Origin of the sequence: Microbacterium sp. LWO12-1.2 (assembly GCF_040675875.1) — a bacterium.
Taxonomy (GTDB): Bacteria; Actinomycetota; Actinomycetes; order Actinomycetales; family Microbacteriaceae; genus Microbacterium.
The window spans coordinates 2,127,827-2,143,010 of sequence record NZ_JBEGII010000001.1; the positions used below are offsets into that span (position 1 = coordinate 2,127,827).

A 15,184-nucleotide genomic window follows, 5' to 3' on the forward strand; every position below is an offset into this window, starting at 1 on the left:
GTAGCATCCCGCGTCGGCGTCGCCAACCCCCTTCACTTCGCAGACACCCTGCACGAGAGTCGAGACGTTCCCGAACAGGGAGCGGCATTCTCACGGAAGGACGGAAGATGACGACTCTGCGCAGCCGCGTGGCATTCCTCGCGACAGACGGATTCGAGGACAGCGAACTCACCAGCCCGTGGGAGGCGGTGACCGCCGCCGGCGCCAGCGCCACGCTCATCGCCCCTGACGGTGCGGAGATCACCGGCAAGAACGGGCATGTGCAGTCCGTCGATCTGCGATCAGCGGATGCGACGGCCGAGAACTTCGAGGCCCTCGTACTTCCGGGCGGGGTCGTCAACGCAGATCACCTGCGCATGGATCAGCCGTCGATCGACCTGGCCCGCGCGTTCTTCGCGCAGCACAAGCCGGTCGGGGTGATCTGCCACGGGGCTTGGATCCTGATCGAAGCCGGCGTCGTGGACGGACGCACGCTCACGAGCTACCCCAGCCTGAAGACCGATCTCCGCAACGCCGGTGCCACGTGGGTCGACGAGGAGGTCGTGGTCGATCAGGGCCTCGTCTCCAGCCGTACACCCGACGATCTGCCGGCGTTCAACGCGAAGGTCATCGAGGAGATCGCGGAGGGCGAGCACGCGGGGCAGACCGCCTGACCAGACCCCGCGACAGCGAGTCCGCCAGGCGCCAGACCTCACCGGTCACTTCCAGAGCGGGTCACTTCCAGCGCAGTCGCTCGCAGAGTCGGAGAAGCCGCAATCTGGTGATGCGCGGCCCGCCCGCTCAGTACGCTCGGTCCATGACGAAAGCTGACGAAACTGCCGACAAGAACATCGGCACTCGCCGCAGCAGACGGGGCAAGTCCAATCATTGGCTCACCGGGATCTCGATCGCGCTCTCGGTGCTTGCGTTGGTCGTTTCGAGTGTCGCGGCGGTAGGGACATGGGCGCAGGTGCAAGTCATGCAGCAATCGTCATCTGAGAAGCTCGTGGTGATGGCGATGACGGCCGGAGTTCTCGATGCCGACTATCCCGACGCTATGGGCGAGCCGGATGATCATGGCGTTCAGGACATCGATACCGGCGACACCCTCTCCGTGTGGATGGATGTGGCCAACAACGGTCGTGCAGCTGGATCCATTACGGAGATGTCCTATCTCGCCATCGGCGAACAGGCCATTCCGATCACGTCAGTGATGTGCGGCACGCGGGATGACGGCGCGGCGAATCAATGTTCGCTGCCGCTGGCAATGGAGCAGGGTGAGCAGCTCCGCATCCGAGTGGATTTCGACGAAGATGCGCGCAGGATGCTGAACTGCCCCGACAGAATCAGCCACCTCTTCCTAACTCTGACGGATTCCTCAGGGATAGATGTCAATGTCGGCGTCGAGTACGAAGAACCAGCGTGGGACTGCTCCAGGTGAGGGCACGTCTGCACGGCACGGAGGCGTTCCAGGGGGACAGACTGACTCAGGCCCCGCGCGCCCGGTGACGCCGCACCGCCGCGCGGTTGGCGCAGCGCACCGAGCAGAAGCGCTGACGCCCGTTGCGCGTCACATCGGCCACCACGTTCGTGCACGGCGACGCCTCGCAGCGGCCTAGCCGGCTCATCCCCCGCGTCACGAGATGCAGCGACGTGCCCAGGTTGATGACGGCCCGCAGCACGAACGGCAGCGACTGCACGTCGTCGCGGTAGTGCAGGTGCCAGCCCTCGCCGTCGTGATTGGTGAGCCGCGGGTAGGCCGCAGCCTCGGCGAGCTGCGCGTTCAACAGCACGGCGCGCGCGTCATGATCGGGCTCGTCGACGATCGTGAGCCAGTCGTCGATCACCGCGCGGATCCGCTCATGATCGTCGGGCGCCGGCGGAAAGATCATCGTCATGCCCATGTCGAGCGTGCGCTGCTCGATCGCTGCACGATCCTCAGGCCAGTCGTTGGCGAGGGACGCCGCCAGCAACACGGCGTATTCGCCGTAAGGGTTGAGATGCATAAGGCCATTACATCACGCTGGATACATGACCACGTTGCACACTCTCCCGATCCCCCGAATCCCTTTGCCTGCGACGACGCACGAGCACGCCTGGCTCGTCGATTCGCGACACCGTACGAGCGAGGGAACCCTGCTCTACGTGCGCTGCGCCGACTGCGGCAGCCACCGCCTGGACGTGCAGGTGCATCCGCAGCAGCCGCCCGCTGCGCTCACCCGGGAGATCGGCAAGACCTCGGGTTCGACGCGCTAGGCGGTCAGTTCGGCGAGGGTGCGCACGGTGCGCAGGTTCCGTGCCGTCCCCGCCACCCCGAGCGCCCGGTCGAGCACGGCCTTGGTGAGCCGGGTGGAGTGCACTCCGCCCTCGCCGTAGTTGATCCAGAGGTCTTCACCCACGAGAGCGATCTCCTCCCCCGGCACCAGCCGCTCACGCAGGGCATCGACCGCGCCTGCGGCCGGGGTCGCTTCGAGGAACATCGCGTGCAGCAGCTTCTCGACCGGGTCGGTGAAGGGATGGGCCGCGAGCGTTGCCATCAGCGCGTCGTGCGTGCGGAGGATCACCGGGGTGTCCACCCCGAACTCGGCGGAGATCAGCTTCCGCACGCGGTCGCACGCCGCCGTCGGATCGTCCGGATGGGCGCAGATGATGTTCCCACTCGCGATGTAGGTCGACACCTCCTCGACCACATGCGCCGCCGTCAGCGCCTCCCGCAGCTCCACCATCGGCACGCGGTTGCGCCCGCTGACGTTCACGGCACGCAACAGCAGGACGCTGCGACTCACGCCTGCGTGCTCTCGATCAGCTCCGCGCCCGCATGCGCGAGCTCGGCGAGTGCCGCTTCACTCGACTCGGCACCGACTCCCGCGATCAGATCGGTGAGGATCCGCACCCGCACCCCGTGCGCCACGGCGTCCAGCGCAGTCGCCCGCACGCAGTGATCCGTTGCGATTCCCACGACGTCGACATCCAGCACGCCCGACGCCGTCAGCACGGCGCCCACCGTCTCGTTCGCATCGGTGATGCCCTCGAACATCGAGTACGCGGGCTTCCCCTGCCCCTTGCGCACGTGATGGGTCACAGCGCCGGTCTCGAGCAGTGGGTCATATTCCGCTCCGTCGGTGCCTGCCACGCAGTGGGTGGGCCAGGTGTCGACGAAATCGGGGTCATCGGCGAAGTGGCCGCCGTTGTCACTCTCGGAGTCGTGCCAGTCGCGCGAGGCGATGATCACTCCGTAGTCACCGGCGTGCGCGGAGAGATACACGGAGACCGCGGAGGCCACGGCATCGCCGCCAGCGACCGCGAGCGCACCGCCTTCGGTGAAGTCATTCTGGATGTCGACGATGAGAAGTGCTCTGCTCATGATTCGAGCGTACGCCGTGGGGAACGGGAAAGGCCCCGTGATGTTCTTCGCATCACGGGGCCTGTCGGAGCCGCTTGTCAGAATCGAACTGACGACCTTTTCATTACGAGTGAAATGCTCTGCCGACTGAGCTAAAGCGGCGTGCGACGGACGAACCGGCGCGATCACCGATATTACCCTGTCTCGCGCCCACTCGCGAATCGAGGCCGAGTCACTCGCAGCGCAGCCCGTCTTCGGGCACCACGTCGTCGAGCAGGAAGGCCTCCACGGCGTCATCGACACAGGCGTTGCCCTTGTTGTAGCCGGTGTGGCCCTCGCCGACGCGCGTGATGAGCACACCCTGCTCGAGCTGGTTCGCGAGCGACTCCGACCACTCGTACGGAGTCGCCGGATCGTTCGTGGTTCCGACGACCAGGATCGGTCCCGCGCCCTCGGCAGCGATCTCGCCGCGCGTGCCGGTGGGCGGGTACGGCCACACCTCGCAGGAGTCCGGGCCTTCCCAGTACGGGGCGATGGTCGGCGCACCCGCGGCTATCTTGGCCCGTATCGCTGCCTCGGCCTCGGGGTCGTCCTCGACCGGATAGTCCATGCAGTTGTACGCACGGAACGCCTCGGACGAGTTGTCGACGTAGGTCCCGCCCTCTCGCCCGTTGTAGAAGTCGGCCAGCAGGAACATGGTGGCCGGGTCGCCCTGCAGCGCCTCTTCGAGACCCTGGGTGAGGAAGCTCCAGCTGTCCTGCGAGTAGAGCGCGGCGATGATGCCGGTCATCATGGAGTCCGCCCCCATCAGACGACCGTCGCCGTTCTTCAGCGGTGCGCGGTCGGCGCTCGCGAGCAGCGCGCCGAGGTCTGCCATCGCCTGATCGACGGTGCCGGTGAACGGGCATTCGCCGGAATCGAGGCAGTCCTGCATGTAGGCACGCAGTGCCGACTCGAAACCGAGAGCCTGCGTCGCGCCGACCTCGAGACCCGGGACCGCGGGGTCGATGGCACCGTCGAGGACCAGTCGACCAGCCTTCTCGGGGTACAGCTGGGCGTACGTCGCGCCGAGGAACGTGCCGTAGGAGTAGCCCAGGTAGTTGAGCTGCTTGTCGCCCAGCACCGCGCGGATGAGATCCATATCGCGCGCCGCGTTGATCGTGGTGATGAAGGGCAGGATGCCGTCACTGTTGGCTTCGCACGCGTCTGCGAACGCTTTGTGCCTGTCGAGCAGTTCGGCCTCCCACTCAGCCGTCCCTCGCGCCGCGGCCGGGATGCCGTAGAGATAGTCGTCCATCTCGGCGGCGTCGAAGCAGGTCACGGCCGTCGAGGAGCCGACACCACGCGGATCGAAACCGATCACGTCGTAGTTCTCGATCAGGTCGGCGCCGACAGCGTAGTCGAGGCTGTCGAGGATGAGGTCGACGCCGCTGGCACCAGGGCCGCCCGGATTGGTCAGCAGCGATCCGATCGCCGTGCCCTCTGCCTGGTGACGGACCACCGAGAGCGTGATCTCCCCCGCCCCCGGGTTCTCCCAGTCGAGCGGTGCCGTGACATCGGTGCAGTCGAACCCGGTGCCGCACTCGGTCCAGGTCAACGTCTGCGAGTAATACGGCAGCAGATCCTCTGCGACGCCTTCGGTGTCAGGAGCGTTGGTCGCCGAGGGCTTCGGCTCCGTCTGCTCGGGGATCATGGCGTACAGGCACCCGGAGAGGGCGACGGATGCCGCGGCGAGCCCTGCGATGATCGCGGCGGCGCGGCGGAAGCGGGAAGTCGGTCTGTTGTTCACGGTGTCCTCCCGCTCGTGATGGTCACGAGCAAGCTCTCCAGGGCCAGCAGCGGGGCGACGTTGCGCTCCAGCGACTGCCGCGTCTCGGCAAGGTGGTCAAGTACGACAAGAGTACGGGTCTCGGGCCAGGCTGCCGCGAGGGCGCTCAGCTCCGGCAACAGCTCGCGGTTGATCAGCTCATCGCTCTGACCGAACTGCAGCATCACGACGTCGCGGAACATCGACTGCAGGTCGGTGAGCACGCGGTCGATGCCGTCGCGCAGGCTGCGTGTCGCGCGCTTCTTCTGATCGTCTTCCAGCGCCGAGAGCTGCGAGCGCAGTGCCGGAGGGACCGCTTGTCCCTCGGCGATGCCGACCATGCGCAGCAGAGAGGCGCGCTCCTGCGCGTCGCGCTCCGCTGTCAACGACTTCGCGTCTTCGGTGGCGGCCTGGATGATACGTCCGGCCACCTCTACGGCGTCTCCGACACCGCGGACGCCGATCACGGAGCGCAGCGTCTCATCTCGTCGTCGACGGGCACCCTCATCGGTGGCGAGGCGCTGGGCCATGCCGATGTGCCGCTGCGCATGCCGTGCTGCCTGCTCTGCAACGGCCTCGTCGACCCCCGTGCGCAGGGTGATCAGCCGAGCGACATCAGCGACATCGGGCTCGCGCAGCCGCAGCGAACGCACGCGCGAGCGAATGGTGGGCAGCAGATCGGCCTCGCTCGGCGCGCACAGGATCCAGACGGTGTTCTCGGGCGGCTCCTCGAGAGCCTTCAGCAGCACGTTGGACGTGCGCTCGACCATACGATCGGCGTCTTCCACGACGATCACGCGGTAGCGGCCGGCCGAGGGCGCGAAGTAGGAGCGTTCGACGAGCGCACGGGCCTCGGCGATCGTGATGATGACCTTGTCGGTGCGCAACGCGGTGACGTCGGGATGCGTACCGGCGAGCACCTGGCGCATCGCGGCCTCGTCGTCGGGACGATCAGCCACCAGCGCGGCGGCGAAGGCATAGGCGAGGGTCGAGCGGCCGGAGCCGGGAGGGCCCGTGATCAACCAGGCGTGCGAGAGCGCCGAAGGATCGGATGCCGCTCCGCGCAGCGTCTCGACAGCCGCATCCTGTCCCCAGACATCGCCCCATGGAAACGGAAGCGCGACGGTGTGGGGCATGCACTCAGCCTAGACGGGAGCACCGACGCTCGCGGCGCGGAGCAGGGGATTCTGTGCAGACGCAGCACTCAGCGCGATGCGAGCAGAGCCGCGACTCTGTCCCGCACGAGTGCGGCGATCTCTTCCGTGGATACGGCGGCATCGAGCACCAGGAACCGTTCGGGTTCTGCGGCCGCGAGCGCGAGATAGGCGTCGCGGACGCGTCCGTGGAACTCCGCCTTCTCGGCCTCCAAGCGGTCGAACGGCTTGTCGGCCGAGTCCAGGCGCGTACGGGCCGTCTCCGGGTCCAGGTCGAGGAGCACCGTGAGATCGGGCAGCGCACCCTCGGCGGCCCAGAGCGACAGGTCGCGGATCTCGGTGGCGTCGAGCACTCGTCCGGCCCCCTGATACGCGACCGAGGAGTCGAGATAGCGGTCCTGCAGCACGACTTCGCCGCGCGCCAACGCCGGACGCACGACCGTGGCGACGTGATGCGCACGGTCCGCCGCGTACAGCAGAGCCTCGGCACGGGGGGCGATATCACCGCGGTGGTGCAGCACGATGTCGCGGATCAGCTGACCGACCTCGGAACCGCCGGGTTCGCGCGTGCGAACGACCGTGTGTCCCTCTTCCGTCAACCATCCGGCCAGCAGGTTCGACTGCGTGGTCTTGCCGGAGCCGTCGCCGCCCTCGAGCGTGATCCACGCACCGGGACCTGAGGTCACGAGTCCGCCTTCGCACCCGCGGTCTCGGCTTCGCGCTTGGCCGCGTTGGCCGCCCGCGTCGCTGCTGCCTTCTTCGCCGCGGCCGACCGCGCAGCCGACTTCGCCGCATCCGCCGGAGCCTTCGCCGCCGTCTTCGTGGCCGGAGCCTTCTTGGCCGGAGCCTTCTTGGCGGGAGCCTTCTTGGCCGCAGGCTTCTTCGCGGGAGCCTTCTTCGCGGGAGCCTTCTTGGCTGCCCCACGCTTGGGTGCCGGCCCCTTGGCGCGCTTGTCGGCGAGCATCTGCACGGCGATCTCGAACGTGATGTCCTCGACCTTCTGCCCGCGCGGGATGGTCACGTTCGTCTCGCTGTCGGTGACGTACGCACCGAAGCGACCGTCGCGGATGCGGATCGGCTTGCCGCTGACGGGATCCGCATCGAACTCGGCGAGCGCGCTCGATGCACGACGGGCGCCGTACTTCGGCTGCGCGTAGATCTCGAGCGCCTGCTCGAGGGTCACGTCGAAGATCTGAGATTCGCTCTCGAGCGAACGCGAGTCCGTGCCCTTCTTCAGGTACGGACCGAAGCGGCCGTTCTGCGCCGTGATCTCCTCGCCAGACTCAGGATCGGTTCCGACGACGCGGGGAAGGCTCAGCAGCTGCAGCGCGGTGTCGAGTTCGAGCGTATCGACCGACATCGAGCGGAACAGCGACGCCGTGCGCGGCTTGGGAGCCGTCTCCTTCTTCGCGCCGCGCTTCGGCTTGGGTGCCTCGACGACCTCGCCCGTGCTCTCGTCGACCGCGGCATCTTCGGACACCGGGTCGTTCTCCTGCACGTACGGGCCGAATCGGCCGTCCTTCACGACGACGATCTTGCCGTTCTCGGGGTTCTCCCCCAGTACGCGATCCCCGGCGACCGGCGCATCGATGAGCTCCTGCGCCTTCTCCGAGGTGAGCTCGTCGGGCGCCAGGTCCTCCGGCACGTTGACGATGCGCGGCTTGGCTTCCGGGTTCTCGGGGTCCACGACCTCGAGGTAGGGACCGTACTTGCCGAAACGCAGAGTCGCGGTGTCGGTGATGGGCGTGGAGTTGAGGGCGCGCGCATCGATCTCGCCGAGGTTGTCGACCACCTGGCGCAGACCGACATGCGAGTCCGAACCGAAGTAGAACGACTTCAGCCATTCGACGCGGTTCTGCTCTCCGCGGGCGATGGTGTCGAGGTCGTCTTCCAGGGCAGCGGTGAAGTCGTAGTCCACGAGGTCGGCGAAGTGCTCTTCGAGCAGACGCACCACGCTGAACGCGAGCCAGGTCGGCACCAGCGCCTGACCGCGCTTGACCGCGTAGCCGCGATCGAGGATCGTCTCGGGGATCGAGGCGAACGTCGAGGGGCGTCCGATGCCCTTCTCCTCGAGCACCTTCACGAGTGACGCCTCGGTGTAGCGCGGCTTCGGCGTCGTGCGGTGCCCCTTGGCCTCGGCATCCTTGACGGCGAGCTCATCGCCCACCGCGACGGCGGGAAGAGACTGGTTCTCCGCCGCGTCGGCGTCGCCGCGCTTCTCGTCGCGGCCCTCCTCATACGCCTCCAGGAAGCCCTTGAAGGTGTAGACCGTTCCTGAGGCCGTGAACTCGGCCTTCTGGCCCGCGGCATCCACGGCGATCGTGACCGTGGTGGTCTCGTATTTCGCGTCGGACATCTGGCTGGCGACCGTGCGCTTCCAGATGAGGTCGTACAGACGCTGCTCGTCGCGGTCCAGCTCGGACGAGAGCGATGCGGGCGTGCGGAAGTTGTCGCCGGAGGGACGGATCGCCTCGTGGGCCTCCTGCGCGTTCTTGCTCTTCGACTTGTAGACACGCGGCTTGAGCGGCACGGCGCTGTCGCCGTAGAGCGCCACCGCCTGGCTCCGCGCCGCCTGCACCGCCTGGGTGCTCAGCGACGTCGAGTCGGTACGCATATAGGTGATGTAACCCTTTTCGTACAGACGCTGGGCGACACCCATCGCCTGCTTGGCGCCCATCGAGAGCTTGCGACCGGCCTCCTGCTGCAGCGTCGAGGTCGTGAAAGGCGCATAGGGGCTGCGGGTACCCGGCTTGGCCTCGACTTTCGTGACGGTGCCGGCGCCGACGGCGTCGACGGCCTGCGCGAGCGCGGTGGCCTTGGCCTCATCGAGGATGACGACGGCCTTCTTGAGCTTTCCGCTGTCGTCGAAGTCGGTGCCACGGGCGAGCTGGCCGCCGTCGACTCGGACGAGGCGGATCTTGAACGAGGTGCCGGTCGCCGCGGCGGCGGCGTCGACATCCCAGTACTCGGCGGAGGTGAACGCCATGCGCTCTCGCTCCCGGTCGACGATGAGCCGGGTCGCCGCGGACTGCACGCGTCCGGCCGAGATGCCGGTCTTGACCTTGTACCAGAGGACCGGCGACACGTCCCAGCCGTAGAGACGGTCGAGGATACGGCGTGTCTCCTGCGCGTCGACCAGGTCGTGGTCGAGCTCACGGGTGTTGCCGATGGCCGCTTGGATCGCGTCCTTGGTGATCTCGTGGAAGACCATGCGCTTGACAGGGACCTTCGGCTTCAGCGTCTCGAGCAGGTGCCAGGCGATCGCCTCGCCTTCGCGGTCCTCATCAGTGGCGAGCAGGAGCTCGTCTGCGGTCTTGAGCGCACGCTTGAGCTCGGCGACGGTCTTCGTCTTGCGATCGGACACGACGTAGTACGGGTCGAAGCCGTTGTCGATGTCGATCGAGTACTTCCCGTATGCCTGCTTGTCGGCAGCCGGGATGTCCTTCTTATCGGCGAGGTCGCGGATGTGGCCGACCGAGCTGAGCACCTCATAGCCGTCGCCGAGGTATCCCTGAATAGACCGCATCTTCGTCGGGGACTCGACGATGACGAGCTTCTTGCCTTCAGCCAAGGGTGCGTCCTTTCTTCGAAGCACACCATACACACCACTGTGTGGGGTTGTTCACAGTCAGCGCCTGCTTGTTCGCGGGATCGGTGCTTCGTGCAGCCGTCAGTTCCCCTCGGGTGGCCCAGCGCGGGCTCGGGAGACGGCAGCGAGTCCAGCGTACGCCGCCTGCACCTCTACAGTCGCCACGAAGCCCGTGATCGCGCACTGCGTCAACGTCGCACCGGCGGCCGACGCCACCCGCGCGGCGAGCACGCACGGCTCGTCGTCGACCAGCACCGCACCAGTGGCCGCATCGGCGGCAGCGAGCGCCGCGGCGTCGGCTGCACCGGCCGCGCGCTGAGCGGTGACCGCCGCACCGCCCACGACGGCGAGGCCGAGAGCGAGGGCGGCGACCACTCCGAGCGCACCGGCAGCGATCGCCGAACCCGCCATCAGCCTCCTCCGTCGAGTGCGCAACTCCGGGCTCTCAGCGACAGCCGGATCAGTCCAGCGACCTCCGCATCGACTTTCGTCGTCACACAGACCAGATCATCATCACGCGACGAGGACAGCCCCGCGCCAGGCACAGCTCCGCTGACGATCCGCGCCGCCGCTTCGTCAGTCTCACCGCGACCGAGCACCCGCGCAGCGTCGGCCGCAGCATCCTGCAAGGCGACCTGCCTCGCCGCGGCTCCGAGAGCTCCGACGCCGAGCGCGATGGTGAGCACGACAGCGGGGAGTGCCACGGCGAGTTCTGCGGCGACAGACCCGTGTTCAGTCGTCTCCCTCGACGTCGTGTCCGCCCGTCTTCGACGCGGGCGACGCATCCGGCCGGTCACGAGACGGTGAGGGCCCGGCGGATGAGATCGGTGAGGATCCCCCGCACCTCGTCCGACCGCATGATCACCACCAGCAGGCCGGCGAAGGCGACGGCGGCCATGGTCGTGATGGCGTACTCGGCCGTGGCCGCGCCGGTGTCGTCGCTGAACAGGGTGGCAGCACGTCGACGGTCCAATCTCGGAAGTGCGGTCATGATGTTCCTTCTTTCTCTGAGGATGCGTGTGCATCGGGTGATGGGTCACAGCGGAAGCGGTGTCGAGCCGAGGACGCTGAGCAGCAACGGGGCGACGCCGAGCAGGAGGAAGGCCGGCAGCGTGCATACGCCGAGCGGGAGGAGCAATCGGGTGGAGAGCCGGGCCGCCCGCAGCCGCCCCTGCACCCGTGCGGCATGACGCTCTTGCGCCGCCGAGGCACGGAGCAGCTCCGCGGCGGGAACACCTGCGGCACGCGAGAGATCGAGGACTGTTCTTATCCGGTGTTCCGGCTCCTCCCCGGAGACGGAAGTCGTCGCGACCAGGTGCAGGGCCCGTTCGACCGAGGCGCCGCCGGAGACGGCGATCGCCACGAGCTCGGCGCGCATTCCCGGTGTGCCGGGCCGCGGGCGGGCCCGCCTCAGCAGCCGACTCGTCCACATGCGTGCGACACCGACCAGACCGAGACCGACCAGCACGCACGTCGCCGCCAGCGGATTGCGCACGACGACGCCCACCGTGTCGAAACCGAGCGCGAATCCCAGGAGCAGTCCGGCCAGCGGCATCCACAGGAGCAGGCGCGCCGTCCCCGCGGGTTCGGCGAGCGCGATACGCACGTCATCCGCAGCGGACGCCGCATCCCTCAGAGTCTCCGCGATCATGCGCAGCACTTCAGCGAGAGGTGCGCCGACGGTCGTGGCGATCTCCCATGCAGCGGCGAGGTCGATCCACGCACCTCCTTCGGCCTCGATCGCCGCCAGCAGCGGCATGCCGCCATCGAGGCGTGCGACCACGGACTGCGCGTGCACGTCCCCCGTGTCGGCGAGGTGCCGCCACGCAGCGGCAGGAACGGCGCCGGCCTGGAGGAGGACGGCGAGCGTCTGCACCGATGTCGCCGCGTCCACGGTGGAGGCACCTCCGCGCGGCGCCGACGACGCACGCCAGAGGCGGATCACCACGGCCGCACCTCCTCGATACCCAGACGGTCTCCACGCATCTCGAAGACGCCGGCCTGAGCGATCCGCCGCACGCCGTCGGGGGTCCGCTCGAGATGCAGCACGATCGTGAACGCGCTGACGACCTGACGTGCGAGGGCCGTCGCGTCCATCCCGGCGAGCGCTCCGAGCGCCTCGAGTCGCGCCGGCACGTCACGAAGACCACTCGCATGGAGCGTGCCCGCTCCCCCGTCGTGCCCGGTGTTCAGCGCGCTGAGGAGTTCGCGCACCTCCTCTCCTCGGCATTCACCCACGACCAGGCGATCCGGGCGCATGCGCAGCGACTCCCGCACGAGACGCGCCAGGCTGATCTCCCCCGCTCCCTCGAGATTCGCCTGTCTCGCCTCGAGCGCCACATGGTGCGGGTGTCGCGGCCGGAGCTCGGCGACATCCTCGATCGTCACGATGCGCTCGGCCGGCGGAGCCTCCGAGAGCAGTGCGGAGAGCAGTGTCGTCTTGCCCGTTCCGGTGCCTCCGGTGATGAGGATGTTGGCTCTGCTGTCGACGAGCCCCCGCAACCATCGCTGCTGACCTTCGTCGACTGTTCCTCTGGCGGCAAGAGCATCGAGGTCGGCGGCATGCACGCGCGGGATCCGTATCGACAACGCCGTCCCCGCCGTGGCGATGGGGGCGAGCACCGCGTGCACCCGGATGCCGGAGGCCAGGCGCACGTCGACGCAGGCCGCCTGGTCGTCGAGGTGGCGGCCGCCGAGGCCGACGAGGGCCACGGCGAGATCCCGCACTTCGCGCTCCGATGCGCTCCATCCGACGACCGGCTCCGTACCCTGTCCTCTGTCGACGAAGAGGCCCCGTGCGCCGTTGACGAAGATGTCGGTGACCGTGTCATCAGCGCAGTACTCGGCGAGCGGCCCGAACGCCCCGTCGACACGGAGCGCGGACGCGGACGAGAGCGGATCTGCTCCGGATGCGGCGCTCGCCTGTCGGGGCTGGATGACGAAGGAATCGGCCATGCCCCGACGCTAGGAGCCGGCGCCCCCGCGGGGATGCCGGGATCACACGGCCTGTGAAGAACCGCTCCCGCCGTCCCTCCGTGCAGGACGGTTCGCGAGTGCACCGTCCGACCGATCACGACGGCCGCGGAGACGGAGAAGGGCGGCACCTCACGGGGGGAATGAGATGCCGCCCACGGCGCTCCGCGATCGGGGGAATCGGGGCACGCCAAGGCCGGAATGAGTATTCGGCTGTCGTCGAGTGTACGCAAGGCGACGGTCCTGACAAAACCCGCGGTACTACCTACTTTCGGCAGTATGCGATGTCGGAGGGCGGGGCTAGATTCGCCCTGACTTGATCGTGCCCTCTCACGACCATGCCCTGACGCAAAGGAGCGCCTGCTGATGAGCAGCCAGATCGACCACCTTCTCGACGAGACGCGCAAGTTCCCGCCTTCCGAGGAGTTCGTGGCCCAGTCCATCTCCTCGCCGGAGCTGTACGAACGTGCCGCCACCGACCGCGAAGCATTCTGGGGAGAGCAGTCCCGCGAACTGCTGCACTGGCACAAGCCCTTCACTCGGGTACTCGACTGGTCGGCGCCGCCCTTCGCGAAGTGGTTCGACGACGGCGAGCTGAACGTGGCGTACAACTGCCTCGATCGCCATGTCGAAGCGGGCAACGGCGACCGCGTGGCGCTGCACTGGGAGGGCGAGCCCGGCGACTCCCGCACGATCACCTACGCCGAACTGACCGATGAGGTCAAGCGCGTCGCGAACGTGCTGACCGACCTCGGCGTCGGGCACGGGGACCGCGTCGCGATCTACCTCCCGATGATCCCCGAGGCCATCGCCTCGATGCTCGCGGTGGCCCGTCTCGGCGCCATCCACTCCGTCGTGTTCGGGGGATTCAGCGCCGACAGCCTGCGCGCCCGCATCGACGACGCCGGCGCCAAGGTCGTCATCACCGCAGACGGCGGCTACCGCAAGGGCCGCGTCTCTGCGCTCAAGCCGGCCGTCGACCAGGCTCTCGGCGATCGCGGAGACGGCGAGCAGCAGACGGTCGAGCACGTGCTGGTCGTACAGCGCGGCGGCAACGAGGTCGACTGGGTGGAGGGTCGCGACGTGTGGTGGCATGAGGCCGTCCCTGCCGCATCCGCCGAGCACACCGCACAGGCGTTCCCGTCCGAGAACCCGCTGTACATCCTCTACACCTCGGGCACGACCGGGAAGCCCAAGGGCATCCTGCACACGTCCGGCGGCTATCTCACCCAGGCCGCATACTCGCACAAGTACGTGTTCGATCTGCACCCCGAGACCGACGTCTTCTGGTGCACCGCCGACATCGGCTGGGTGACCGGCCACTCCTACGTGGCATACGGTCCGCTCGCGAACGGCGCGACCCAGGTGCTCTACGAGGGAACACCGGATGCTCCGCACCCCGGCCGCTGGTGGGAGATCATCGAGAAGTACAAGGTCTCGATCTTCTACACGGCGCCGACCGCCATCCGCTCGTTCATGAAGATCGGCCGCGCGGTGCCGCAGAAGTTCGACCTGTCGTCGCTGCGCCTGCTCGGTTCGGTGGGCGAGCCCATCAACCCCGAGGCGTGGATGTGGTACCGCGAGGTGATCGGCGGCAACAAGGCCCCGATCGTCGACACCTGGTGGCAGACGGAGACCGGCGCCATCATGGTCTCCGCCCTCCCCGGTGTGACGGCGACCAAGCCCGGATCCGCGCAGGTCCCCCTGCCCGGCATCTCGATCGACGTGGTCGACGAGCAGGGAGCCGAGGTCGGCAACGGCAACGGCGGGCTCCTCGTGATCACCGAGCCGTGGCCGAGCATGCTGCGCGGCATCTGGGGCGACCCGGAACGCTACAAGGAGACCTACTGGGAGAAGTTCGAGGACCAGGGGTACTACTTCGCCGGCGACGGCGCGCGCCTGGATGAGGACGGCGATCTCTGGCTGCTCGGACGCGTGGACGATGTCATGAACGTCTCGGGTCACCGGCTGTCGACGGCCGAGATCGAGTCGTCGCTGGTCGCGCACGAGGCGACGGCCGAGGCCGCGGTGGTCGGCGCCTCCGACGAGACCACAGGTCAGGCGGTGGTCGCCTTCGTGATCGTGAAGGAGAGCTACCTCGCCGCGCACGACCCGGCCGGGCTCGCCCAGCTGCTGCGTCTCTGGGTCGGCGAGCAGATCGGTGCGATCGCTCGCCCCCGCGACGTCTACATCGTCGGCGAGCTGCCCAAGACCCGCTCGGGCAAGATCATGCGGCGCCTGCTGCGCGATGTGGCCGAAGGTCGCGAGGTCGGCGACACCACCACTCTCGCCGACACGGCAGTGATGAGCATCATCTCCGCACAGGTGAAGTAGATCCA

The 15,184-nt window shown here is 67.9% G+C and carries 16 protein-coding genes and 1 tRNA gene; 4 read left to right on the top strand and 13 right to left on the bottom strand.

Annotated features, from left to right (window positions below):
- Window positions 1-107 precede the first annotated feature (107 nt).
- Together MRBLWO12_RS10195 and MRBLWO12_RS10200 are read left to right on the top strand one after the other, a co-directional pair.
- Window positions 108-653: a type 1 glutamine amidotransferase domain-containing protein gene (locus tag MRBLWO12_RS10195; protein WP_363555115.1), complete on the top strand. Its 546-nt coding sequence runs from the start codon at window positions 108-110 to the stop codon at window positions 651-653.
- A gap of 143 nt (window positions 654-796) precedes the next feature.
- A complete protein-coding gene (locus tag MRBLWO12_RS10200) occupies window positions 797-1,420 on the top strand; it encodes a hypothetical protein (protein ID WP_363555117.1) in 624 nt (207 codons plus the stop codon).
- A 46-nt stretch (window positions 1,421-1,466) separates the two neighbouring features.
- On the opposite strand, the gene MRBLWO12_RS10205 is transcribed toward MRBLWO12_RS10200, so the two are convergent.
- Complete coding sequence (locus MRBLWO12_RS10205) at window positions 1,467-1,985, bottom strand: CGNR zinc finger domain-containing protein (protein WP_363555119.1); 519 nt, start codon at window positions 1,983-1,985, stop codon at window positions 1,467-1,469.
- 25 nt (window positions 1,986-2,010) lie between these two features.
- Between MRBLWO12_RS10205 and MRBLWO12_RS10210 the strand changes: the two genes are divergently transcribed.
- The gene (locus MRBLWO12_RS10210; protein ID WP_363555121.1) at window positions 2,011-2,235 is read left to right on the top strand and encodes a hypothetical protein; all 225 of its coding nucleotides are present in this window, start codon (window positions 2,011-2,013) and stop codon (window positions 2,233-2,235) included.
- Here the strand turns inward: MRBLWO12_RS10210 and MRBLWO12_RS10215 are convergent.
- The 12 genes from MRBLWO12_RS10215 to MRBLWO12_RS10270 all read right to left on the bottom strand — a co-directional run bounded on the left by MRBLWO12_RS10215 (window position 2,232) and on the right by MRBLWO12_RS10270 (window position 12,827).
- Entirely contained in the window at window positions 2,232-2,765 is a 534-nt protein-coding gene (locus MRBLWO12_RS10215) for a DUF1697 domain-containing protein (protein WP_363555123.1), read from the bottom strand. The genes MRBLWO12_RS10210 and MRBLWO12_RS10215 overlap by 4 nt on opposite strands.
- Window positions 2,762-3,343, bottom strand: a complete 582-nt coding sequence (locus MRBLWO12_RS10220) for an isochorismatase family protein (protein ID WP_363555125.1) — start codon at window positions 3,341-3,343, stop codon at window positions 2,762-2,764. Before MRBLWO12_RS10220 ends, MRBLWO12_RS10215 begins: the two co-directional genes overlap by 4 nt.
- Window positions 3,344-3,411: 68 nt before the next feature.
- Window positions 3,412-3,484 (bottom strand) — tRNA-Thr (locus tag MRBLWO12_RS10225).
- A gap of 70 nt (window positions 3,485-3,554) precedes the next feature.
- Window positions 3,555-5,111 carry an alpha/beta hydrolase gene (locus tag MRBLWO12_RS10230; protein WP_363555127.1) on the bottom strand — a complete coding sequence of 519 codons (1,557 nt, stop codon included), beginning with the start codon at window positions 5,109-5,111 and terminating at the stop codon, window positions 3,555-3,557.
- Window positions 5,108-6,265 carry a DNA polymerase III subunit delta' gene (locus MRBLWO12_RS10235; protein ID WP_363555129.1) on the bottom strand — a complete coding sequence of 386 codons (1,158 nt, stop codon included), beginning with the start codon at window positions 6,263-6,265 and terminating at the stop codon, window positions 5,108-5,110. Before MRBLWO12_RS10235 ends, MRBLWO12_RS10230 begins: the two co-directional genes overlap by 4 nt.
- 68 nt (window positions 6,266-6,333) lie before the next feature.
- Window positions 6,334-6,969, bottom strand: a complete 636-nt coding sequence (tmk, locus tag MRBLWO12_RS10240; RefSeq protein WP_363555131.1) for a dTMP kinase — start codon at window positions 6,967-6,969, stop codon at window positions 6,334-6,336.
- Window positions 6,966-9,854 (bottom strand): type I DNA topoisomerase, encoded by a 2,889-nt coding sequence (gene topA / locus MRBLWO12_RS10245; protein WP_363555133.1) that lies wholly within the window; start codon window positions 9,852-9,854, stop codon window positions 6,966-6,968. Before topA ends, tmk begins: the two co-directional genes overlap by 4 nt.
- Before the next feature lie 99 nt (window positions 9,855-9,953).
- Complete coding sequence (locus tag MRBLWO12_RS10250) at window positions 9,954-10,283, bottom strand: helicase (RefSeq protein WP_363555135.1); 330 nt, start codon at window positions 10,281-10,283, stop codon at window positions 9,954-9,956.
- Window positions 10,283-10,576, bottom strand: a complete 294-nt coding sequence (locus MRBLWO12_RS10255; protein ID WP_363555137.1) for a TadE family type IV pilus minor pilin — start codon at window positions 10,574-10,576, stop codon at window positions 10,283-10,285. Before MRBLWO12_RS10255 ends, MRBLWO12_RS10250 begins: the two co-directional genes overlap by 1 nt.
- Window positions 10,577-10,665: 89 nt before the next feature.
- Window positions 10,666-10,863, bottom strand: coding sequence for a DUF4244 domain-containing protein (locus MRBLWO12_RS10260; protein WP_363555139.1), 198 nt, complete (start codon window positions 10,861-10,863; stop codon window positions 10,666-10,668).
- Between the two features lie 45 nt (window positions 10,864-10,908).
- Entirely contained in the window at window positions 10,909-11,820 is a 912-nt protein-coding gene (locus MRBLWO12_RS10265) for a type II secretion system F family protein (protein WP_363555141.1), read from the bottom strand.
- Window positions 11,814-12,827 carry a TadA family conjugal transfer-associated ATPase gene (locus MRBLWO12_RS10270; RefSeq protein ID WP_363555143.1) on the bottom strand — a complete coding sequence of 338 codons (1,014 nt, stop codon included), beginning with the start codon at window positions 12,825-12,827 and terminating at the stop codon, window positions 11,814-11,816. The genes MRBLWO12_RS10265 and MRBLWO12_RS10270 overlap by 7 nt, the downstream gene beginning before the upstream one ends.
- 384 nt (window positions 12,828-13,211) lie before the next feature.
- Between MRBLWO12_RS10270 and acs the strand changes: the two genes are divergently transcribed.
- Window positions 13,212-15,179 carry an acetate--CoA ligase gene (gene acs, locus MRBLWO12_RS10275; protein ID WP_363555145.1) on the top strand — a complete coding sequence of 656 codons (1,968 nt, stop codon included), beginning with the start codon at window positions 13,212-13,214 and terminating at the stop codon, window positions 15,177-15,179.
- Window positions 15,180-15,184 lie beyond the last annotated feature (5 nt).